General features: G+C 61.4%; 11 protein-coding genes and 2 pseudogenes. 9 read left to right on the top strand and 4 right to left on the bottom strand.

The window, feature by feature from the left end; translation table 11 throughout:
• Positions 1-213 precede the first annotated feature (213 nt).
• Positions 214-2,460: a helix-turn-helix domain-containing protein gene (locus OB905_10715; GenBank protein MCU4926452.1), complete on the bottom strand. Its 2,247-nt coding sequence runs from the start codon at positions 2,458-2,460 to the stop codon at positions 214-216.
• 664 nt (positions 2,461-3,124) lie between these two features.
• Here OB905_10715 and OB905_10720 point away from each other — a divergent pair.
• On the top strand, positions 3,125-5,527 hold the full coding sequence (locus OB905_10720; protein MCU4926453.1) for a DUF4330 domain-containing protein: 2,403 nt from the start codon (positions 3,125-3,127) through the stop codon (positions 5,525-5,527).
• A gap of 3 nt (positions 5,528-5,530) precedes the next feature.
• Positions 5,531-6,355: a hypothetical protein gene (locus OB905_10725; GenBank protein ID MCU4926454.1), complete on the top strand. Its 825-nt coding sequence runs from the start codon at positions 5,531-5,533 to the stop codon at positions 6,353-6,355.
• Positions 6,356-6,414: 59 nt separating this feature from the next.
• Here the strand turns inward: OB905_10725 and OB905_10730 are convergent, their stop codons facing one another.
• Together OB905_10730 and OB905_10735 are read right to left on the bottom strand one after the other, a co-directional pair.
• Positions 6,415-6,768 carry a type II toxin-antitoxin system PemK/MazF family toxin gene (locus OB905_10730; protein MCU4926455.1) on the bottom strand — a complete coding sequence of 118 codons (354 nt, stop codon included), beginning with the start codon at positions 6,766-6,768 and terminating at the stop codon, positions 6,415-6,417.
• Positions 6,765-7,136, bottom strand: coding sequence for a MarR family transcriptional regulator (locus OB905_10735; protein ID MCU4926456.1), 372 nt, complete (start codon positions 7,134-7,136; stop codon positions 6,765-6,767). The genes OB905_10730 and OB905_10735 overlap by 4 nt, the downstream gene beginning before the upstream one ends.
• 358 nt (positions 7,137-7,494) lie before the next feature.
• On the opposite strand from OB905_10735, the gene OB905_10740 reads away from it, so the two are divergent.
• From OB905_10740 to OB905_10765, 6 genes and pseudogenes are all read left to right on the top strand, one after another.
• Complete coding sequence (locus OB905_10740) at positions 7,495-8,964, top strand: sugar transferase (GenBank protein ID MCU4926457.1); 1,470 nt, start codon at positions 7,495-7,497, stop codon at positions 8,962-8,964.
• Between the two features lie 193 nt (positions 8,965-9,157).
• A complete protein-coding gene (locus OB905_10745; GenBank protein MCU4926458.1) occupies positions 9,158-9,496 on the top strand; it encodes a DUF6516 family protein in 339 nt (112 codons plus the stop codon).
• Between the two features lie 21 nt (positions 9,497-9,517).
• Entirely contained in the window at positions 9,518-9,967 is a 450-nt protein-coding gene (locus tag OB905_10750) for a hypothetical protein (protein MCU4926459.1), read from the top strand.
• 308 nt (positions 9,968-10,275) lie between these two features.
• Positions 10,276-11,370 carry a glycosyltransferase family 4 protein gene (locus OB905_10755; GenBank protein MCU4926460.1) on the top strand — a complete coding sequence of 365 codons (1,095 nt, stop codon included), beginning with the start codon at positions 10,276-10,278 and terminating at the stop codon, positions 11,368-11,370.
• Between the two features lie 436 nt (positions 11,371-11,806).
• Positions 11,807-11,893 (top strand): annotated as a pseudogene (locus OB905_10760) (IS6 family transposase).
• A 102-nt stretch (positions 11,894-11,995) separates the two neighbouring features.
• Positions 11,996-12,147, top strand: a pseudogene (locus OB905_10765) (IS6 family transposase).
• A gap of 155 nt (positions 12,148-12,302) precedes the next feature.
• Here OB905_10765 and OB905_10770 read toward each other — a convergent pair.
• On the bottom strand, positions 12,303-13,109 hold the full coding sequence (locus tag OB905_10770; protein MCU4926461.1) for a DUF1724 domain-containing protein: 807 nt from the start codon (positions 13,107-13,109) through the stop codon (positions 12,303-12,305).
• A 139-nt stretch (positions 13,110-13,248) separates the two neighbouring features.
• Between OB905_10770 and OB905_10775 the strand changes: the two genes are divergently transcribed.
• Positions 13,249-22,614, top strand: a complete 9,366-nt coding sequence (locus OB905_10775; protein ID MCU4926462.1) for a right-handed parallel beta-helix repeat-containing protein — start codon at positions 13,249-13,251, stop codon at positions 22,612-22,614.
• Positions 22,615-22,627 lie beyond the last annotated feature (13 nt).

The following is a 22,627-nucleotide window of genomic DNA, read 5'->3' on the forward strand; positions in this document are numbered from 1 at the left end:
TCGGAGGAGTTGGCTTAGCGTTACTGTCACCATATGTTGAATGTGGTCGTATTATTGTCATATTTGATGATATTCGGTACGCCATCTCACTCCAAAAGCTGGGCGTTAAACCGACTCAAACAGCCGTTATCGCCCGAACAGCAGAAGCGGGTTCGGTGCCGACGACAACCGGCCACCTATCGAAGACGGACGATCCAGTTGGGCCGGCTTTGATCACGAATCTGGCTCGAAGGCGTCCTCGAACACCATCCGTTCGGCGGCCCGGAGGTGGTGGAGGAAGGTCGATCGGGAGACCCCGAGGGTCTCAGCCACCTCCGACGCGTTGGCCCCCTGTGGTCGATCGAAGAAGCCGGCGACGACCGCGGCTCGGAGGGCGGTTTCCTGTTTTTGGGTCAGCGTCTCGAAAACGCCCGGTCGATCGACGTCGACGGTTCGGTCGTTTCGCGATCGGATCGTCGCGTCCGGCCAGTGCGTCCGGATAGCGCCAACAACCTCACTGACATCGGTCTGGCGGGGAAACTGCACCACTGCATCCACGCGATCGGCGTCAGCGATGATAGACATGCTCACGCCACCGTATCCGCGCAGGACGGTTCCCAGCGTTGGCGGGTCGAATTGCGCCTGGAAGACGGTGGTGTCTCGCCGCGTCGCGAGGTGAGTAACGTCCTGTACGGCGTCGAGATCCGCTGCAGCTGACTGCACCGCATCCCCGTCTACGTCGATAGCTTCGACCAGATAGGTGCCCTGCTCGTCACCCGTCGAGAGTTCGTGGGCGACGAAGCGGGCGGTCTCCGGAATCGACGCTGCCCCCGCGAGATTGAGGAGGACGTGGTCGGCGGTGAGTCGGAGTTCGATCTCGGTCACCGTCTTCGTGGTCAGCGCCGACCGCTGTCGGTACACCTGGCGCTTGAACGCCAACGCGTCCGCGAACTCCGTCAGTAGCTCCAGTTCGCCGTCTTCCAGCGGCTCGGTCCGGACGACAGTGAGCGCGCCGAACATGAGCCCGTCGTGTCCAAGCGGGAGCGAATGGACGCTTTCGAGCCCACACGCCGCCAGCGGGACGGCCGGGTCCGCGTCGGGGCCAGTGCGGCTCACGGTCACGGGGTCGGCCGTTTCGAGGACGCGGCTGGTGACCGCATCGCAGTGGCCGGCATCGTCGGCCGTCGCCTCGAAAAAACCGCCGTCCTCGCCGAAGCGAGCGAGAAGATCGGCCGGAGCGCGTCCGTGTGTGGAGCGCTGTGCGACCCAGGCGGCCGCGTAGCCGTGTTCGTCGACGAGTAATCGGCAGATGCTGTCGGCGATCTCGCGTTCGGTCGAGGTCTCGAGGACGAGCCGGCGAATCGATTCCTTGCTGTCGCGCTCGCGTTCGGCGCGCTCTCTGGTCCGCTGCAGGGAGTGGTGTTGGGCTTTCAGCACCGTGATCTCCGTGAGCGAAATGACGCTGCCGAGTGCAACTGGCTCGCCCAGGCGACGCTGGCGTCGGAGATACCACGCCGCCGCGTCGCCGTCGCCGACGTGGATCTCCGATTCGGTTCCGCCATCGGGTTCGGCCCGGTCGTCCTGGAGCGCCGGTGGAAACACCGTCTCCGTGCGGTCTCCGATCGCCCACGGCCCCGTCCCGTGTGCGTCGAGAAACGCCGCCCCCGCGTCGTTAACGTCGACGATGCGACGCTCGTCGTCCAGGACAAAGACGCAGTCGTCCATCTCGTCGACGACGCGTTCGCGGGCGACCGGAATCAGTCCGAGGAAGTTGAGCTTGAACGCCGCGGTGCCGATGATCGCCATCCCGACCGCAAAGCCAACCGGCGTCGGATCGAGTTCGGGGTGGAGACGGACCCCTGCGAGGAACGTCCCGTTGACGACCCAGGGAACGATCGCGCCAAGTAGCAGTGCAATCGTCTGACTCCGATAGATGTGCTTGGTGGTGAACGTGAACTGGACCAACAGCACCGTCGCGATGAGGTACAGCCCCCACGAGTACGGGATGTGGATCCCGTAGAACCACGCGCCGCCGCGGGAGGCGATCACCGGGGTCGCCTCGGCGGTGTAGAGCCAGACCGACTCGTAAAAGAGTCCGTGTGAGGCGTTCGTCAGTAACAGCACCTGGGTGAGGACGGGGACGACGAGCAACGCGCCGAGGCGCCGTCGTGAGAGCAGGTGTCCGCGTCCGGTAAAACACACCACGAACGCGAAGACGGCGACCGGGGCGACGGTCACGCCAACCCAGGAGAGCTGCGTCCAGAGCAGTTTTGCCTCCAGCCCCGGCGAGAGGAGCCGACCGACGTAGCCGATGGCCCACAGCGCAAGCGTCAGCGAGACGACCGCAAAGGCCCGCGCGACGGGCTGGCTCCAGCGTGTTCGGAAAATAGCGGCTGCGAACGCGGCCGAAATCACACCCGCGGCGAGATAGCCCGCGAGAAACACCAGCGGCGCGAGTTCGCCGGGGAGCGTCGGTTGCATTCAGTACGTCCAGGATGGGTTTGAACTCAAGTTAAGAGTTCGGGGTCGATTCGGGCACGGCTCCGATGAGGGGCGACAGACGCGTCTCGCGATGGCTGCCGCCGTCGCAGTCGGTGAAGCCCGTGTTCGCGACGCGCAGCGTCGAGGTCGTCCCCATGCACAGCAGTACGGCGACACAAGGAGTCGGAGGCAGCAACGAACCCAAATCGCGTCCCACCGGCCGGAAGCCGCGGTTACCAACCGGTGATGAGCGACACCACAACCCCTCGTCGGACAGATGTTCGTTCTGGAAAGCGATTTTTAGAATAGACGGTGTCTCGGTCGTGTTTGAACTGGGGCGAGGGCGGTGAGGCCCGCAATCTCGAGGCGAGACGGGAGGGGCAGTTCGTCGTCGGCGAACGCACGATCGACGCCGAGACCGTCTTTTCGGAACCCCGATGTGCGCATCGGCCAGGCCCCCGAGACCGTCGACGACCATTCCACTCGCAGCTGGTCGCGAGAAAGGATGACTGGCGGTCTATGATCGGCAGTCGACTGTGGGCAGACGAGCGGAGTAGGTCTCGTAGAGATTCACTCGAGAGGTGGCCGACACCCGTGCTCTGGATGTCAAAAGCACTATATCGGTATAGTGACGTTCATCTCCTATGTCTACAGTGGGGGCCCTATGGAACTGATCGACGACGAGGGGAACCTCTTCGGCGTCGTCAACGTAATCGACGCCATCGCAGTCGTGTTGTTGCTCGTCGTTGTCGTCGCCGGCGTCGCAGCCGTCGGCGTCCTCTCCGGTGACGACGGCGAAACAGGGACGCAGTACGCGACGATCGAACTCGGCGAGCAACCCGCGTACGTCGTCTCCCAGCTCGAGGCGGGTGACGAGATGTCGCCCGACGGGTTCGACGACAACCTCACCGTGACCGACGTCTACGCGACGCCGAGTGCGTCGGGTGATGGCGATACCCGGCTGACGATTCGGGCGGAACTGCAGGGCACGGTCCTCGACGTCGGCGAGAGCGACGATCCGATCTTCGAGTTCGGCGGCGACCGCCTCCGCAGCGGCGACGGGCTCGAGCTCGACACGGCCGAGTACAGCGCGAGCGGCCAGATTTCCAGCCTCGACGCCGAGGGCGAGACGCTGAACACCGAACCCGAGGAGGTGCTCCTTGAGGGGACGATGTCGGCGACCGCCGCCAACGAACTCGCCGTCGGCGATACGTTCGAGGAAGGCCCCCACACGGTCGCGACCGTTGAAAACATCGACACGTACGCCATCGGCGACGAACAGTACCGCGTCCATCTCGGTATCGAACTCGACGGGCTGCGCGAGGGCGGCTCGCTCACCTTCGCTGGCCAGCCGTTGCGCCTGGGCACCGATCTGTCGTTGACCAGTGACGCGTACACGTTCGATGGCGAGGTTATCCAGCGTGGCGCCACCGAGATTGACAGCGAACCCGAGACCCGGTATGGCACCCTCGATCTCGGCGAGCAGCCCGAGTACGTCATCGACGAACTCGACACGGGCGACACGATGGCCGTCGGCGACGATACGGTCACCATTACCGACGTCCACGTCTCGCCGGCGTCGGGTGACAGCGGGTACGTCGCCGTCCGCACGGAGCTCGCAGGCCAGCTGGTCGAGCGCCCCGATCGCAGCGATCCCGTCTACTGGTTCGGCGGTGACCGCCTCCGCGGTGGCGACGAACTCACGCTCGATACGGCAGAGTACAGCGCGACCGGGGCGCTCTCGGGTCTCGACGCCGAGGACGAGACGCTGAACACCGAACCCGAAGACGTGCTGCTTGAGGGGACGATGTCGGCGACCGCCGCCAACGAACTCGCCGTCGGCGATACGTTCGAGGAAGGCCCCCACACGGTCGCGACCGTCGAAAATATCGACACGTACGCCATCGGCGACGAACAGTACCGCGTCCATCTCGGCATCGAACTCGACGGGCTGCGCGCGGGCGGCTCGCTCACCGTTGGCGGAGAGCCGTTGCGCCTGGGCACCGATCTGTCGTTGACCAGTGACGCGTACACGTTCGATGGCGAGGTTATCCAGCGTGGCGCCACCGAGATTGACAGCGAACCCGAGACCCGCTACGGCACGGTCGATCTTGGCGAACAGCCCGAGTACGTCATCGATCAGATCGATGCAGGCGATACGATGGCCGTCGGCGACGATACGGTCACCATTACCGACGTCCACGTCTCGCCGTCCGCCCGAGACGCGGGCCACGTCGTCGTCCGCACAGAGTTCGCGGGCCAGCTGGTCGAACGCCCCGACCGAAGCGATCCCATCTACTGGTTCGGCGGCGAGCACCTCCGCACTGGCGACGACCTTGAGCTCGACCTTGGTGAGTATACGGCCGGTGGCGAGGTCACGAGCCTTGACGACGACACCGACACGCTCGCCGAGACAGAGACACAGACGCTGCTCGAGGCGACGGTCTCCGACCGAGTCGTCGACGAGATCGAAGCCGGCGATACGTTCGAACTCGGCGAGCATACGGTCGCGACCGTCGAGACGGTCCAGACGTATCCGATCGGGGGTGACGAGTACCGCGTCCACCTCGGCGTCTCTCTCGACGCCCTTGAGCGCGGGTCGACGACGCTGTTTGCCGGCGAGGCGATCACCGTCGACCGGACGCTGCGTCTGAGCACCGATACGTACGATCTCGACGCCGACGTGATCCGGACCGGTGCGATGGAGCCCCGCGGTGAGGCGGCGACGACGACGGTCGATCTCAAACTCGAGAATATCGATCCGGACGTCGCCGACGGGCTCGAAGCCGGGCTCACGGAGGTCGAACGCGGAGAGACGCTTGCGACGCTCGAGTCGGTCGAGAGCGAGGCCGCCGAGGTCGTCCTCGAGAGCGACGACGGCGATATCCACCTGCGCGAGCATCCCACGAACAAGGACGTCCGGCTGACGGCGTCGCTCGAAACGATCGAGACCGACTCCGGGCTCGCGTTCCACGGCGAATCACTCCGCGAAGACGAGACGATCGTCCTCGACTTCGGGACGAAACAGATCGAGCCGACCGTCGTCGAGATCGACCCCGGTGAGTGAGGCATGCTCGATCGTGCCCGCGCCGAGTCGGCGACCGTTTGCCTGCTGCGACGGAGCGGCGAGCGAGCGCGGACGGCGCTCGAACGCTCACGGCTCGCGACCACGGTCGGTGGCGCCTGGCGTCGGCTCACCGGCGCGAGCGATCGAGCGGGAGACACTGAGGCGGGCGAGGCCGACGCGTCGAGCGCCAGCTCCCAGCGGGCCCGGATGCGCGACGTGGGCTCCGCCTCGAAAGTGGGGGGTGTGCTGGCGGCCGGCGGCGCCATTGCAGGGCGGGTTGGTGCCACCGCCGACGGCGCTCGGCTCGTCGCCGCCGGCCTTGCGGTCCGGTGGTGGGCGTTTGGCTCGCGGGCCTATCGCTGGCTGACGCGCGAGCCCGATCCCGAGGTGATCGTCATCGACCTGCGGGAGACGCGGACGGTCGGTCCCGTCCTCTCGCTGGTGGATCGCACAGTCGCGGCCGTCACCGCGAGCGCGCCCGCCTCGCGACTCGGCGAGGCTGGAGCCGCGTTCGCAGCGACCGTGCGGGCGCGCCCGATCCGAGTCGTGGGGCTGATCGGGATCACAGCGGCGGTATCGGTTCTCTTGCTGGCGATCGCCGCCGGAAGCCTCACGCAATCGGTGGTCGTGGGCTCGCTTTCGCTGGTCGGGCTCTCAGCACTCGGACTCCGGTCGCGACGCACCCTCACAGGGGTCCGCTCGTCGCGGACGTTCCGGGCCGTAGAAGCCGCTTTCAAGCCGCCTGCGTTGCCGGAGCGAGAGCCGGCCGATGCGAGGAATGGTAGCCCAACCGAAACCGAGTCCGACAGCGAGCGCGAGACTACCTGAGCCAAACGAAATGATGAGACGCCTGCGATTGGCTTCTTCGAGTCTGTCGACCTCGGTTGCTACTGGAGTGTTTCGACGAGCACAGCAACCGCCTCGTCAATGAGGTCGCTGTCAAGCCGACCCTGCCAGAAATCGATGTCCTCGTGATCGATCGATTGAACGCCCCACGGGACGATCCGACTCTGGTTCGGCGTCCCACCACGAAGCCACTGCTCCTCGGAAATCTCGATGAGACCGTCCATCCACGATTTCGACGTTAGCGTCAGCGCGATATATTGGTCACCGTGAAATGGATGTCCCTCGTTGTTCGAGAGAACGAGCCACGGCCGCGCAGCTTCCGGGCCTTTGAACGGGTCGTCACCGTAGACGACATCACCTCGCTCAAAGAGCGGGATGGCCTCCTCGTCGGTCACTGTTCGTTCTCCACGCTCGGATGTGGCGCGTCAGGGGCGCGTTCACGCCAGGACTCTTTGTTCTCCGCTCCAAGTTGGTCGTTGAACAGGATGGTCGCCCGCTCGTAGCCGCTGTACCCCTCAAGTCGCTCCGTATCGTCGGTTATCGCCCAGTACGTTGCTTTGTGCTCAACCAGCCCACGGTTCTTCAACCGCGAGAGGGCAGTGCTAACCGCGCCCTCGTCGATACCGATCCGCGAAGCCACCTCGTGGGCCTTAAACGCCTGGTCGTGGTGAGCAGCCAGAAATCCGAGGACTTGATCCGGCCCCGAAAGATCCGCGAGTTCTTCCTCGCTCGTGTTTTCGAAGGTGTCTCGATCGATGGACATCAGTAAACGGAGGTATGCTCCCAACTGTGAAGAGTGTTAGGAGTGAAATCTATGTGAACGCTGAGAGTACTGATATTGCTGTTCAACAGAGCCCAAACAGCTCAGTGAACCGCCTCGGAGTCACGTGGTTCGAGACGCCAGAGGCGTCTCGTCACGAAGCGGGATCGAAACTCCTGCCAGGTCTGCGAACCCGGTGAGCTCGCTTGATCACGAGAGAGCATTGCTCTCTCGAACGATCCTGAGGCACTCGGCCTGCTTCACCTGTCGAGACTCGCCACGAAGATTTGGAGGAATCGGAAAAGCGGACCTCTCCTACGTTCAACAGGTTTATATCAGTTCCATTCACCTTCTGAAGTGAATGCTTACTGGGTGGCGGTACCGGGGGGCCAGCGTCCTCGGCGTGGTCGGGCTGACGATACTTGCCGTCCTGACCGCCAACCACGCGGTTACACAATCGCTGTTTACCACCTACGTTCCGCTGTTCAATCGGTTAGACGTGACCGTCCTCTCGGGCGAGTCGCTGTACTGGGCGTTGCTGTTGGGCGTCCTCGCGGTCGGTGGGTGTCTGGTGCCGCTGTACCAGCCGCGCCCGCGCCGGCTTCTGGATACGGTGTTTCTCGTCCAGAAACGGGTGCTCGTGGCCGGCCTCGCGCTGGCGACGCTGGGCTATTTCAACTGGTCGTACCGGTTGCCCCGGGCGACGCTGACGATGACGATCGGCCTGCTCTCCGTTGCGCTTCCGGCGTGGTTCGTCTGGATCCGCCGGCGCCCGAACGGGGCAGAGGGGCGAACCCTGATCGTCGGCGACGACCTCCGCCAGCTCGAACGCGTCGTCCCCGCGGTGAACGCTCCCGTGTTGGGCTATCTGTGTCCGACGGGGCTTGGCTACGAGACGCCGGGCACCCCGGGTCCAGTGGCCGACGGCGGCGTCAGCCTCGGCCAGCCGGATGTCGCCGACATCGAGGAAGCGATCGACGAGCACGGCCGGCTGGGCGCGTTAAACCGGCTGGGTGGCCTCTCGCGACTCGAGGATACGCTCGTCGAGTACGACGTCGACACCGTCGTGTTGGCGTTCGCCCAGCCCGATCGCGCGGAGTTTTTCGGCGCGCTCGACGCCTGCCACGATCACGGCGTCGCAGCGAAAGTCCACCGGGAGTACGCCGATAGCGTCCTGGTCTCGGAGGGAGACGTCGGCGACCTCGTTGACGTCGACGTCGAGCCGTGGGATCCGGTGGATCATCTCTACAAGCGGGCGTTCGACATTGCCTTCGCGACGGTCGGACTCGTCGTCTTCGCGCCGTTTTTGCTGGTGATCGCCGCAGCGATCAAACTCGACAGTCCGGGGCCGGTTCTCTACACCCAGGATCGGACCGCCGGCTTCGGCGAGACCTTCCCAGTGTATAAGTTCCGGACGATGATCCCGGAGGGAGAGTCGACGACGCCGACCGAAGACGAAGCGAACGATCGGATCACCCGTGTCGGACGCGTGTTGCGCCGAACCCACCTCGATGAGTTGCCCCAGCTGTGGTCGATCTTCGTCGGCGATATGAGCGTCGTCGGGCCCCGAGCCACCTGGACCGACGAAGAGCCGCTGCTCGAAGCCGACGCCCCCGCCTGGCGCAAGCGCTGGTTCGTCAAACCCGGGCTGACCGGCCTCGCCCAGATCAACGACGCCAAGAGCACGAACCCGAATCTGAAGCTGCGCTACGATCTGGCGTACATCCGCCGGCAGTCGTTCTGGTTCGACGTCAAGATCGTGATCCGCCAAGTGTGGACCGTCGTCGAGGACGTGTGGGCGATGGTCGGTCGAGCGGGTCGGTCTGAGTGAGCGAGCGAAAAACCGTGAGAGCGAACGCTACCGAAGTTGGAAATGGCCACGGGTGTAGAAGAATTGCGAGATGAGGAACGCAAGCGCGGCGGAAAAGAAGATTGCCATTGTCTCAAGGATTTCAACAGAGCTACTCATATTGTTCTAGAGACCAATGGGCTTATCGTATTGGCCTGTGTACCAATAGGTGAGGATGGCCTCACTGACCGACGATGACCTCGATGGCGTGAGCGAGGGGAGGAAGTACCCCGACGGGACCGTCATCCGCGCGTTCTGCATGCGGACAGACCGCGATGCGTACCCGTCTGGGTGGGCCTACAAACTCCACTACGGCACAACGGAGCCAGACCCACCCCGTACACTTGACGATGGGACGATTCGTCGATACGATAACTCGCACGAGGACACCAAAGGACACGAACTGCACGTCGCACCGGATCCCGTCCCAGAGATAATTACGTTCCCTGGGATGGTCGAACTCTGGGAACGCTTCTGGAGCGAGATCCCAAAATCTGAGTTCGAGATCACGTGAGGCCATCACAAGGTAAGACCCATGACCGATACTACGCCGCCGCTGCACCCGATGGAGCGCGAACAGCTTCGGACCGAATCCACGCTAGTCGTAACCGTGAAGTCGTCTAACGAGTTCCACGACGACGTCGCTGACGGCATCGAGACACTCGAACGGGGCGACACGGTGGATGCCAGGCCGACGCTCTCGTTTACGAGTTACGACGAGCTGCTGAAGACGTTAACGCCGCGCGTCCTCGATCTCGTCGAGGCTATCCGTCGAGACGAGCCAGTCAGCATCAACGAAACTGCACGAGTTGTCAACCGGGACGTAAAGAACGTCCACGAAGAACTCAACCGGCTCGCTCAGCTGGGCATCATCTTCTTCGAGGAAGAGGGGCAGCGTAAGCGTCCGGTTGTCTGGTTCGACGAACTCGTCATCACCCTCCCGTTCGATGGGGAGGGTGGCGACATGGCTACCGCTGCACCTTGACTTCCTCCCACGGTTTCAGCCGTGGGATTCCTCTGCTGGGATTTCAGGCTATGCTGAATCCACAGAGGCAATGTTTCCCTACAGCGTAGGTACTCTGGTTCGTGTGAGCTTCTTTGGGACGTACCCTGACGGGAGAGTATGATACCTCCGACCATTCGTACAGTCGTTCCCAAGCAGAACAGAAATCCCACGACTGAAGTCGTGGGACCTGACTCCGAAACCGATACCGTGGCCCGTTGCTCACAGTTTTCCTCCGTGTCTCGAAGAATGGAAACCCATTACCGCAACGGGTGTGAACCTGCTGACGAATGCGAATTCTTCGTGTTGCACAGAAGGTCTATCCCGATATCAAGGGGGGTGGGCCGTACCACGTCCACGCGATGAGCCGCGATCAGGCCGCGATGGGCCACGACGTGACCGTGCTGACGGTGCGCCACGACCAGTCGCTGCCCGCAATCGAGGAGCGAGCCGGCTATACAGTCGTGCGGTACGATCCCGTTGCGAAGCCTCTCGGCAACGAGCTCAGCCCCGGCCTGGCACAGTATCTGCGGCGTATCGGCGACGTCGACGTCGTCCACGCTCACTCGCATCTGTACTTCGCGACGAATCTGGCCGCGCTGAAGCGGCGATTGGGGACGATCCCGCTCGCGATCACGAACCACGGGCTCTACTCCCAGAACGCTCCCGAGTGGGTGTTCGATCTCTATCTGCGGACAGTCGGCCGGTGGACGTTCAACCAGGCCGACGTCGTCTTCTGTTACACTGACGAGGACCGCGAGCGCGTCCGGGAGTTCGGCGTCTCGAGCCCGATCGAGGTGGTGGCCAACGGGATCGACACCGAGCGCTTCTCGCCGGCCGGCCCGACGAGTGAGCGGGTGACGGGTGAGAGACCGGTCGTGGTGTTTGTCGGGCGGCTGGTCGAGGGGAAGCGGCCGTCGGTCGCAGTTGAGGCGTTTGCGTCGGTTGTCGAGGACCATCCAACTGCCCAGTTGTACTTCTGTGGCGAGGGGCCGCTTCGTGGGGAGTTAGAAGAGCGCGCTCGCGAGCTGGGCGTCCGGGAGGCAGTGACTTTTCTCGGGCAGATTCCGTACGAGGAGATGCCCGCCGTCTACCGCAGCGCGGATGCGTTCGTCCTCTCGAGTCGCGCCGAGGGGGTCCCGCGGACGATCATGGAGGCGCTGTCGACCGGCGTCCCCGTCGTGAGTTCGGCGCTCCCACAGGTCCGGTCGGCGTTTGGCGACGCGGTGGCCTACGCGCCGATCGGCGACGTCGACGCGTTTGCGGACCGGATCCGTGAAGCGGTCTCTGGTGGGGAGGGTGGCGAGCTGGGCGCCGCGTTCCGCTGGGAGCGAACAGTGGCGGAGACGACGGCGGCGTTGGAAGCTATCGCGGAGAGTCGGTGATCCATCGCGGTGGGCGAACCGCGGCGGCCCCACACTCCCGCCTGCCGTCCGTGGCCAGCGTGTGTCGGGCATTGCCAGACGTTGACGGCGTAGCGCCAAGTGGCAGCGATGGCTGGTGGGAAGCGCTCGGTGACGTGTGCGAGAACACTGGAGTGGAACCGTGACTGAGAAAACGGATTCGGTCTGAGTGCACGGCCGACTCCGTGATCGCCTTGCGGACGTATTGGATGGCGAGTCCGGCATACCGTGCTTGAGACGCACCCCTTGATCTCGACAACGATCTCCTCGAGGGGATGTTTATATGTTGTTGCATAAGCTGAGACAGTGTCTGAAATGGCGGGACAAGATGTCACCGTATGTATGGATCTTAATCCGGCTGGCACTGTCTAGTTGAGCCAGTTTGAGAAGTGATCAGGTCGTTGAGAGAATTGGTTAGATGCTCGCAGACCTGCTCAGTGAGAGCTTCGATGCGGATTTCGAAGAGGCTTGGGAGAACGAGCGGACGGCGACGTTCACAAGAGCGCAGCTCTTGTGCAGTATGGAAGACGCATATCGTCTTCATGCCCACCAGAAGGCTCTGCATTCTGGAGACAACCCATCAGAACGCTTCGCGTTCTGAGGAGCCGTTAGGGCGCTCGCCGTCCGGCTCCACGCCACCGGTTGTTCGCTTCGGGAGACAGCAGCAATTCTGGCTGAAATAGGCGTTGAACCCTCTCACAGAGGGTTTGGAACTGGATGAATCGGCTGGCTGACAGCGTTCCCGACCCGCCGACGGCGACGTCGTAGCGTTCGAGAGGGCGAGAAGTAGCCATACACGACTCGTGTACCGACCCGAAGATAGTGATTGGGGTTGCATGTCCCGAAACCGGCTGCGTCGGAGCCGCGAGCGCTGTTGCGTTCCGCAGAGAAGACGATCTAGTCAGGACCCACCGTCAGTACTCGAGATCCTCGAAGACGTCGGGAATCGTCTGCGATCGGTCGCGATAGTGGGCGAACACGTCCGCCGCCCACTGCATCGCGTTCTCGTCTTCGGTTTCGATGTAGACGGCGGGGTGGCCGGTCTGTTGGTCGTACGAGAGAATAACGAGGCAGGTGTCGAACAGGCTGAAGTCGATAGGGAGCGACTCATCGGAGATGTACACCCCGAGTTCGGGATTTTTCCGTCTGATCTCGTTGACGACCGGATGGACCTGCATGAACCGCTCTGCGGTCGCTCGAGACCAGATCCCCTCGGCGTCGAACGTCCTGTCGAGCAGTGTAGGCGTTATCGCGTCGACGACGGCTGGTGGGGTGATGCCTTCGTTTCGGAGCGCTCGAAGGCGTGTTGCGTCCTCGAAGGCGTCGACGTATCGGTCGTACAGTCCGTAGGGGTCCTCTGATGTCGACCGGATCACGGTCGAGTCGGCGAGCCAGGAGACGTCGAACGGCTTCGGTGCGTCCGCCACGTGTGAGAGAAATCGTGAGCCGGCTATCGTCTCGAGGACGGAGAGTTGGTGAGCGGTGGTCTCGATTCTCCGTAACGCGGCGTCTCCCAGCTCCGTCAGAGCGTAGGTCGTCTCCGTTTTCTCGACGAGTCCGTGCTCTCGAAGCGTCCCGAGGTGGCGGTTGACCGTCGCCAGCGAACAGCCGAGTTCGTCCTCGAGGCTACGGCTGGTCAGCGGACCGGTGGACTCCAGAAGCGAGAGGGTGTCGCGGTGTTCGACCACCGTTTCGGTGAGTGAAACCCCCCCGTCCCTCATTACAGTACCGTTACTGGTCGCCGACAAATACCTTTTGGTGAAATTGCATCTTTTGCGTTTCACTCAACCGATGAGTGGATTTTAATTCCTATAGTTTCTGTTTGGAAAGTTTAAAGGAACGGCGAGCAATTATTCGGACATGAATCAGCCGGATCGTTTTTCATCGGGTCGGATGCCCCGATGGGTGCTCATCTGCGTGGTGAGTCTGGGGGGCGTGTTATTGGTGGCGATGGGGGGCGTCGCCGCGGAGACGGAGCCAGCAGACTGTAGTGGGGTCGGCTTCGAACAGGACACCGACGAATACTACGAGGTCGAGAACCTGAGTCAGTTACAGTGTATCGAAGAGCACGGACTCGAGAAGGACTACGTGCTCGTCAACGACATCGACGCGAGTGAGACCGAAGAGTGGAATGAAGATGACGGCTTCGAGCCGATTGGCGACGGTGACGTGAGCGAATTCGTCGAGGGTGACGCATTCAACGGCACGTTCGACGGCAACGACCGGACGATTGCCGATCTGACCATTGATCGTGGTGGAGAGGACTTCGTTGGGCTGTTCGAAGTCATCGGCTCCGAAGGAACGGTTTCGAACCTGACACTCGAGTCTGTGACGGTTACAGGGGACGACGATGTAGGCAGTCTCAGTGGCCAGAATTATGGAACGGTTTCGGACGTTTCCATGAGCACCGATGTAACTGGTTCAGGGACGACCGGTGGTGTTATCGGATGGAATGACGGGGGTACCATCACTGGGGCAACCGTCGAGGGAGCAGTCTTTTCTGAGCAAGATGGGGTAAACACTCATGTTGGCGGCATTGTTGGTGACCACCAAAGAGGCGCCAGCATCGATTCGAGTTCGTTTACGAACGGAACGGTTGATGGGGAAGACGAGAAAATCGGCGGTATCGCTGGCCAACTTACCAGTACGTTTGATGATACTAGTTCGATTACGAACTCGAGTGCGCACGGAACGATTGGAAACGAGGATGCAGATTCTGTCGGTGGACTAGTCGGAGAAGGGCGCGGGGATTTCTTTGATTCGTACTCCACGGCGACCGTCCGCGGGAACGACACGGTTGGTGGTGTCATCGGCAACGCCCATAATAGTGACATCGAGCGAACGTACGCAGTCGGGGAAGTCGACGGGGACGGAGACGCTGTTGGCGGTCTCGTCGGGGTTGGTGCGAGCGGTATCGGTTCCGATTTCAACATCGAGAACTCGTACTGGGACATCGAAACGACCGGGGTGAACGAATCCTTTGACAGCGAAGAGGACGGACTCACCACCAGCGAGGGCGGACTCACCACCGACGAGATGACCGGCGTGAACGCCACCGAGCACATGAACGGCTTCGGATTCCCAGACGGCGACGGTCACTGGCACGCCGTTGAAGATGACTATCCCGTCCTCTCGTATGAGGACACCGACCCCGTCTACGGCGTGGAGATCACCGGCACGAACTCTGCTATCGACGAAGGTGAGACACTCGAGGTCGACGCCACCGTCACCAACGTTGGTTCTGACGGCGGCGAACAATCTATCGAACTACTGGATTTTGACGACGGCGAGGTGGACACCGAGGAGGTGACTCTCGAGAGTGGTGAATCAACCGCGCTCACACTCGAGTGGGAGACCGCGGAGGATGAGGGTGGTCTCGACGACGTGACGGTTGCGAGTGAGAACGACACAGACACCCGGGCTGTTTCTGTCGGAGAAGGTGAGGTGATTCCACAGTGCCAGACCATCGATACTTCGGGAGCATACGACCTGACCGACGACATCGAAGCGAGCGGGGAATGTCTCGGAATCGAGGCTGATGACGTCTCCATCGACGGCAACGATCACACCATATCGGGCAGCGGAACGGGCATGGTTGTGGATAAACAATCCAACGTCACCATCACGAACGTCACGCTCAGCGGACTGGACGTCGGCATCGAGATGACCGATATCGAGAACGCGACCGTCGAACACAACACCGTCGAGGAGAGCCACGAGAACGGACTCGTATTCGATGACGTTCAGGACTCCACCATCGCCAATAATACGGTAACTGAAGGTGCCACCAGCGGTATCCACCTCGCTGACGTTACAGGCACAGCCGTCAAGAACAACACGCTCAGGGAAAACGACGAAAGCGGGATGTACGTCGTTGACTCCGAGGAACTCGTCGTTTCGGGGAACGAAGTCGTCGACAATGGGGATGATGAGAAAGAACCGTCAGATGATGTCGAGGATGCGGGTATCTACTTCTCGGGAACCTCGGACAGCTACCTCGAAGCTAACAATCTCACAGCCAACGCCCAGGCCGCACTGTTCCTCGAAGAAGCAAGTACGGATAATGACCTTGTGAAGAATAGTATTAACAGCTCACCCATTGGAGATGGTAAACATTGGAATGCGGTCCGAATTGACGATTCTTCGGGGAACACAATTTCCGATTCGGTGATAAGCACGGGTGAGGTGGACAGGCACTCTGACCGCCCTGAGTATTTCATCTACGTTGACAGCGCAGAGACAGTCGTCAAGGATAACGAAATCGACGGACACGCACGCGCTGGCATCGATATTCGTGGTGAGTCGAATACTGTCGACAATAATACCATCGCTGGTTCGTTTTTTCGCAGCGATGCTCAAAATGGCCACGCAATACGAGTTTTCGGTGGTGATGATGACAGTTTGGTGACGAACAACTCGCTCACCAACGCGGAAATTTTACACCCCGAACGCGCAGGAATAGCCATCATCGAGGATCAAGCTGTCGAGATTCAGAACAACACCGGGACACAATCGGGTCCTGATCTAAAACTCACAAACGAAGAGCAGTCCGTCGAGAACCAGCAGATCACGACACCGGCAGGCGATACAACGGTGACATTCACTGGAGCCGAACTGCGTCTCGATGGCGTCGATGAATCGCCTGCAGACCATGACACCCTCGAATCAACCGGCTACTACTTCGAGGTCGACAATACCTCAGACGAGTTCACCTTCGAGAACTTCGAGCTCGACTACAACGAAACGCGGCTCACGACAGGAGACACGATCGACCCCGAGACGCTCTCGCTCTGGCGACTCGACAGCGGCGAGTGGGAAGAGATCGACGACTCCAGTGTCGATACCGACGAAGAGGTCGTCACCGGCAACGTCACGGAGGACGGGACAATCGGCGTCTTCGGCGAGGAACCAGTCCTCACCGACCTCGCCGTCGACGACGTGACCATCGAGCAAGGCGAACCACTTGAGGTCGACCTCGAGGACGCCGAAGACTCGATCGGGGACCCCTACGACGACGAGAGCGAAGTTATGTTCGAGTCAGACATCTTTGACGCTGATCTCTTGGACGAGCCACTCATGAAGAACGTCACGTTCGAGGATGGAGGCGCAAGCGATGTGGAGCTCCTCGATGCAAATAAGACGGCGGACCTCTCCGCAGCGAGCCCCGAAGTCTACATCGAGGGACAGGACGCCGCAGACTCGTTTCACCTCACCGTCGAGGCCGTCCTCGCTGAGTTCGACGTCGCCGACGACGTGGGAATCGATCAAGGAGAGCCACTCGCAGTCGACCTCGAGAACGCTACGGACAAGGCTGGTGATCCCTACATAGACACGGTCGATCTGACAGGTGACGAGATCGACGGACAGGAACTTTCAGCCGAGGAGGTCGAGTTCGACGAAGGCGAGGCAACTGGTGTCGAGCTACTCGAGGCAGAGACCACAGAAGAGATTTCGGCGGAAGCGTACGAGAACGTCACTCTCGAAGCCGCCGAAACCGACGCGACAGCCCAGTTCGACGCGACGCTCGAGATAGTGCTCGGAGACTTCACCGTCGAAGACGAGGAGATCGAGCAAGGCGAGTCACTCACCATGACAGTCTCGGACGCAGTCGACCTGGCGGGAGATGACTTCTACGGTGAAGAGCAGATCAAGATCTCGACCGGCGACCTCGAAGGAAATGACACCGATGTCGAGAAGATCGTCGACTTCGCGGGCACTGACGAGGTGGAACTTGAGCTCTTCGAGGCAGACGAGACGGCTGCTCTCGGCGCACAGGAGACGAGCATCGATCTCGAGTGGGCCGACGACACCGACGTGGGAGCCACGTCCGAAGTGGACCTCACCGCAGTACTGAACGAATTCGCCGTCGAACCGACGAACGAGACGATCGAGCAGGGAGATGCGTTGACACTCGAGATAACCGACGCCGAAGACGTGGCTGGCGACACGTTCACTGGCACGGTCGACCTGACAGTTGACGAGATCGGTGGAGAAGACGCTACCACGACGGACGTCGGGTTTACTGACGGCTCGGCCACCGGCGTTGAGCTGTTCGACGGCGAGACACCAACGCTCGCTGCTGATTCGTACGACGATCTCGAAGTCACGGCCCAAGAGGCAGACAGCGAGTTCGACGTGACCGTCGCCCCCGTTCTCACAACGCTGGATGTCGAGGACGCGACGATCACTCGGGGTGACCCATTGAGCGTGACGATAACGGGAGCGTTCGACTTGGCTGGCGATCCGTTCGAAGAAGAACGCGAGACCACCGTCGGAATGGACGCCCTCGAAGGTATCGATGACGAGACCGAGACGGTCGTATTCGACGGTGAGGACACTGTCGAACTCACGGAGATTCTCGACGCCGAGACGACACTCGACATCGATGCTGACACGTACACGCTCGATATGGCCGCCGAATCGGCTGCAGAGGAGTTCGAACTCTCCGTGGAAGACCTCTTTGCCGACGGCGACGGGAGCGCGGACGACCCGTACATCATCGAAGACTGGGAGCACCTCGACAACGCTCGATTCGCCCTGGACGCGAACGTCACCCTGGCGAACGACCTCGATGCCGACACACCAGGCTACAGCGAGGTTGCCAGCGAAGACGCCAACGATGGCAACGGGTTCGAGCCGATTGGTAATTTCGAGAACGCCTTCGAGGGATTGTTCGACGGGGATGGAGCGACAATTTCGGATCTGTACATCAATCGTACTGAAGAGTCCGGCACTGAAGAGTCCGACCTCGTGGGCCTCTTCGGCCAGACGGACGGGACGGCCATCATCGAGGACGTCCGCCTCGAGAACGCGACTGTTCGAGGCACATCGAACGTCGGCGGGCTCGTCGGCGCTGCAGATGGCACGATCGCGAACGTCAGTGTGGCAGTCGACGTCGAGGGAGACGCCGGCGCTGAACCCGGCGGTCCGTTCGAAATCGGCGGCCTCGTCGGGACCAACAGTGGCCAGGTCGAAAACGCCACGGTTGAGGGATCGGTCACCGTCGAAGGCGGAAGCGAGGTCGGCGGCCTCGCCGGATACAGTGGAGAACTCGGCGGCGGAATCGGCGACATCACGGATTCCCACGCCACTGTCACCGTCGACGCCGAGGACAGCACGAACGTCGGCGGCCTGCTCGGAAACGCGGGTCCGGGTGGCACCGTGAGCACCTCGTCTGCGACAGGCACCGTCGCGGGCGAAGAGAACGTTGGCGGGCTCGTTGGCATGAGCCAAAGCGACATCGAACGTTCGTTCGCCACAGGGGAAGTGAGCGGAACCCAGAACGTCGGTGGACTTCTCGGGTCGAACAATAACGGTATCGTACGGAACGCAACAGCCAGCAGTCCCGTCGACGGAGATGAGAACGTTGGCGGCTTGGTCGGAGAAAACAGCGGTGACCTCTCACACGCGTTTGCCACCGGTAACGTCGACGGTGACACGGATGTCGGTGGCCTCGTCGGGTTCAAGGACGACGGTTCCGTCGAGGACTCCTACTGGGATCTCACTGCGACCACCCAGGACGGCTCCGCTAGCGGTGAGCCACTCACGACCGACGAGATGCAGGGGGCGTCTGCCAACTACACCATGGACGCACTCGAGTTCGGACACGCGTTCGTCGCCCTCGAGTCGGCGTACCCCGAACTCGTCTCGAACAGAGAGACGGCGACAGCCCCGGCGGGCATCGACACCGCTGACTCGAGTGTCGAGGCGACCTCACCACACGAACCGGATGGGGAGGACGCCGCAACCGTCACAGTGTGGGTCACCGACACCGCAGGCGACCCGGTGACTGGACTCGAGGGGAGCGATTTCGACGTCGAGAGAGGGAGCGCCGAGTTCGACGCCGAATCAGCAGAACTTGAGGGAGAGCCCGGGGTCTACGAGTTTACACTCATCAACGAGAAGAGCGAGACGAGTGAGGTGGCGGTGACGGTCGATGGACAGGAACTGGAGTCACAGGCAGTAATTGACTTCGAAGAACCTGCGTTCTTCGAGGTCGACATCGGAGAGACGAACGCACCGGTCTTGGAAGGTGAGTCACTCGAGGTAACGGCAACCGTGACCAACACCGGCGATCAGAAAGACACGCAAACGGTGAACCTGACGACGGATTCGGCATCGACCGAGCTAGACGAGACGAATGTGACACTCGAGGGTGGTGAGCACAACGACTCAGTCACGCTCACGTGGAATACCGAAGACGGTGATGCCGGGGCGTACGACGTCATCGCCTCGAGTGTGAACGATACCGACACCACATCGGTGACCGTCGAAACACCACCAGAAGCCGATCTAACGGCGCTCGATATCGCAGGCCACGGAGATGAGGCGACGATCCTCGAAGGGGACGCGGAGAACGTAACCACCACGGTCGAAAATAGTGGAGAGCGGGAAGGATCGTTTGAGCTGTCACTCGAGACCGGTGATGGCGTCGTCAAGGCCACCGAAGAAACCCAGACGCTTGAGGGAGGTGCTGAAGAGACCGTCAAGTTCGAGAACGTGACCGATGGGCTGGATCCAGATGAGTACGTGGTTGTAGTTTCGACAGACGCTCAGTCGCTCTCCGGTAACCTGTCCGTCGAAGCGCCTGCAAATCCCGTTCTCTCGTCCCTCGACATTGCTGGTGATGGTTCGGAGGCCGCGATTACGCAGAGAGACGACGTAGACGTCGGTGTGAGCGTCACGAACGTCGGCGACCGAGACGGTGTGTTCGACGTCGACCTCGAGATCGGAGACGAAGTGACTGCAATCGAAGACGGAGTGTCAGTTGATGCGGGAGAGACCGTCCCTCTCGCCTTCGAGGAGGTGACTGGCGATCTCGGCGGCGGTACGTACGCGGTAACCGTCTCGAGTGACGATGTCGAAGTACACGGTGACCTGATGGTCGAGACACCAGCGCAAGCTGACCTGACGGATCTCGACATCGCTGAGGAGGGTGCAGAGGCGACAACGCTTGAGGGTGACGAGGAACCAATTACCACGACTGTCGAAAATGTCGGTGACAGAGAGGGGTCGTTCGAGGTCGCTCTCGAGATTGGTGACGACGTTGTCGAAGAAACGATGGAAACCGGAACGGTCGCCGGGGGTGGCGAGGAAACAGTTCGCTTCGAGAACGTGACCGATGATCTCGGGGCCGGCGAGTATGAGATCACCGTGGAGGCAGAAGGTGGGACGCTCACTGGAACGTTGCAGGTAGAAGCGCCGGGAGTCTTTGAGATGGCCATCGAGGAGACAACCACGCCGGTCGTCGAAGGCGATCCACTCGAAGTGAGCGCGAACGTGAGTAATACGGGTGACGTCGAGACTACCCAGACTGTGAATCTTACCACGGATTCGACGTCGACCGAGCTGGACGAGACAGACGTCACACTCGCAGGTGGAGAGAGCAACGACTCGGTTATCCTCACCTGGGAGACCGAACACGGTGATGGTGGTGAGCATGCCGCTACGGTTTCAAGTGCGAACGACACTGATACGGTTCCGGTAGTTGTCGAGAGACCGGCGTCCTTTAGCATGAGTGAGCTCGAGCCCGGTGACGTGGTAGCCGAGACGGGCGACTCCATCGACGTTTCGGCAACCGTAACCAACACTGGTGACGTGAGTGATGACCAGCAAATCGACCTCCGAATCGACGGTGAGAATGTTGCAAGCGAGTCCGTAGCACTTGACGGCAGTGAAGCGACAACAGTCGAGTTCACGGACGTCTCGACGGACGAGTTAGATCCAGGGGCGCACGAATACGGCGTTTTCATCGAGGGAGAGAGCGCAACCGGGACGCTGACGCTCGAGGAACCCGCGTTCTTCGAGATGTCCATTGAGGAGACGAACGCCCCAGTTGTGGAAGGTGACTCACTCGAGGTGAGTGCGAGCGTGACCAATACGGGTGACGTAACAGCGACTCAGACCGTGAACCTCACAACGGATTCGACGTCGACCGAACTGGACGGGACAGACGTCACGCTCGAGGGTGGCGAAAGTGACGAGTCGGTCACCCTGGCCTGGGAAACCGAGGAAGGTGATGCCGATGGGTACGACGTTATCGCCTCGAGTGCGAACGACACCGATACAGCGTCGATCACGATCGAGACACCACCGGAGGCCGAGGTGACTGAGCTCGACATCGCCGAAGATGGGGCGGAGGCGACGATTCTCGAGGGCGACGATGAGACCGTTACCACGACGGTCGAAAACATCGGTGACAGAGAAGGGTCGTTCGACGTCACCCTCGAGATAGAACACGTCGAAGAGTCGGTGTCGACGTCCGAAACCGAAGACGTCTCGGTTGATGCTGGTGAGACGGCTTCTCTTAGCTTCGAGAGCGTAACCAGCGACCTCGAGGCCGGAACGTACACGGTGACCGTCTCGACCGACGACGACGGGATCAGTGGTGATCTTACCGTCGAGAAGTCGCCCGAGTTTACGATGATCTACGTCGACCCAGCGTATGGAATGCTCGAGCCCGGCGAGGAAGAGCACGTGCTCGTCACCGTCGCAAACGAAGGTGACAGCGCGGGTGACGCAGCCGTCGTGCTCGACTTCGAGGGCGAAGAGTCGACCGAAACGCTCGAACTCGACGCTGGAAGCGCAGCGGACGTCGAGTTCTCGCCAATCGCGCCCGAGGAAGAAGGTGAGTACGAGTACACGATTAGCGTCGGTGACGAAGAGACAACCGAGACGATGGTCGTCGAACCAATAGAACCACTGAACCCAGAGTGGAATATTGACGACTTCGCGTTCTCACCGGACGCCGTCGAACCCGGAGCGGACGTCGACGTGGCCGCCATCGTCGAGAACACTGGCGGGGACGGAGTACATGATGATGATATTCGTGTTCATGCGAGTTTCTACATCGGAGACGAGGAAGAAGAGGTAGAGGCGCTGGATGTAGACGGCGGCGACTCCGAAACCGCAGAAGCAACCCTCACCGCACCCGAAGAAGATGGCGAATACGAGATCGGTGTTTCGCTCTCTACCGACCAGGGGATCCACGACGAGCAAGCGGACGAACTCGTGGTTGGAGATTCTGGTGCGGACGAGACAGACGATGGGGACGAGAGTGACGACGAAATGCCCGGGTTTGGATTGCTCACGGCACTCCTTGCGCTTGCCTTCCTCGGAGTTGGCCTCAGTCGTCGTCGTTACCGAGCTACGAACTGCGTACGGAATACAGAGCACGAATGTGACGCAGACGGTGAACTGATCTGCGAAGGCGTGATCGGTCAGTAGAGGGTGAGCAGTT

It is taken from the genome of Halobacteria archaeon AArc-dxtr1 (assembly GCA_025517425.1).
Classification (GTDB): Archaea; Halobacteriota; Halobacteria; order Halobacteriales; family Natrialbaceae; genus Halostagnicola.

What these genes read in the sequence shown, in the direction of transcription:
- OB905_10740 (MCU4926457.1), top strand. Translation starts at nt 7,495, where the DNA reads ATGCTTACTGGGTGGCGGTACCGGGGGGCCAGCGTCCTCGGCGTGGTC.
- OB905_10725 (MCU4926454.1), top strand. Translation starts at nt 5,531, where the DNA reads ATGCTCGATCGTGCCCGCGCCGAGTCGGCGACCGTTTGCCTGCTGCGA.
- OB905_10735 (MCU4926456.1), bottom strand. Translation starts at nt 7,136, where the DNA reads ATGTCCATCGATCGAGACACCTTCGAAAACACGAGCGAGGAAGAACTC.
- OB905_10750 (MCU4926459.1), top strand. Translation starts at nt 9,518, where the DNA reads ATGACCGATACTACGCCGCCGCTGCACCCGATGGAGCGCGAACAGCTT.
- OB905_10745 (MCU4926458.1), top strand. Translation starts at nt 9,158, where the DNA reads ATGGCCTCACTGACCGACGATGACCTCGATGGCGTGAGCGAGGGGAGG.
- OB905_10720 (MCU4926453.1), top strand. Translation starts at nt 3,125, where the DNA reads ATGGAACTGATCGACGACGAGGGGAACCTCTTCGGCGTCGTCAACGTA.
- OB905_10775 (MCU4926462.1), top strand. Translation starts at nt 13,249, where the DNA reads ATGAATCAGCCGGATCGTTTTTCATCGGGTCGGATGCCCCGATGGGTG.
- OB905_10715 (MCU4926452.1), bottom strand. Translation starts at nt 2,460, where the DNA reads ATGCAACCGACGCTCCCCGGCGAACTCGCGCCGCTGGTGTTTCTCGCG.
- OB905_10770 (MCU4926461.1), bottom strand. Translation starts at nt 13,109, where the DNA reads ATGAGGGACGGGGGGGTTTCACTCACCGAAACGGTGGTCGAACACCGC.
- OB905_10755 (MCU4926460.1), top strand. Translation starts at nt 10,276, where the DNA reads ATGCGAATTCTTCGTGTTGCACAGAAGGTCTATCCCGATATCAAGGGG.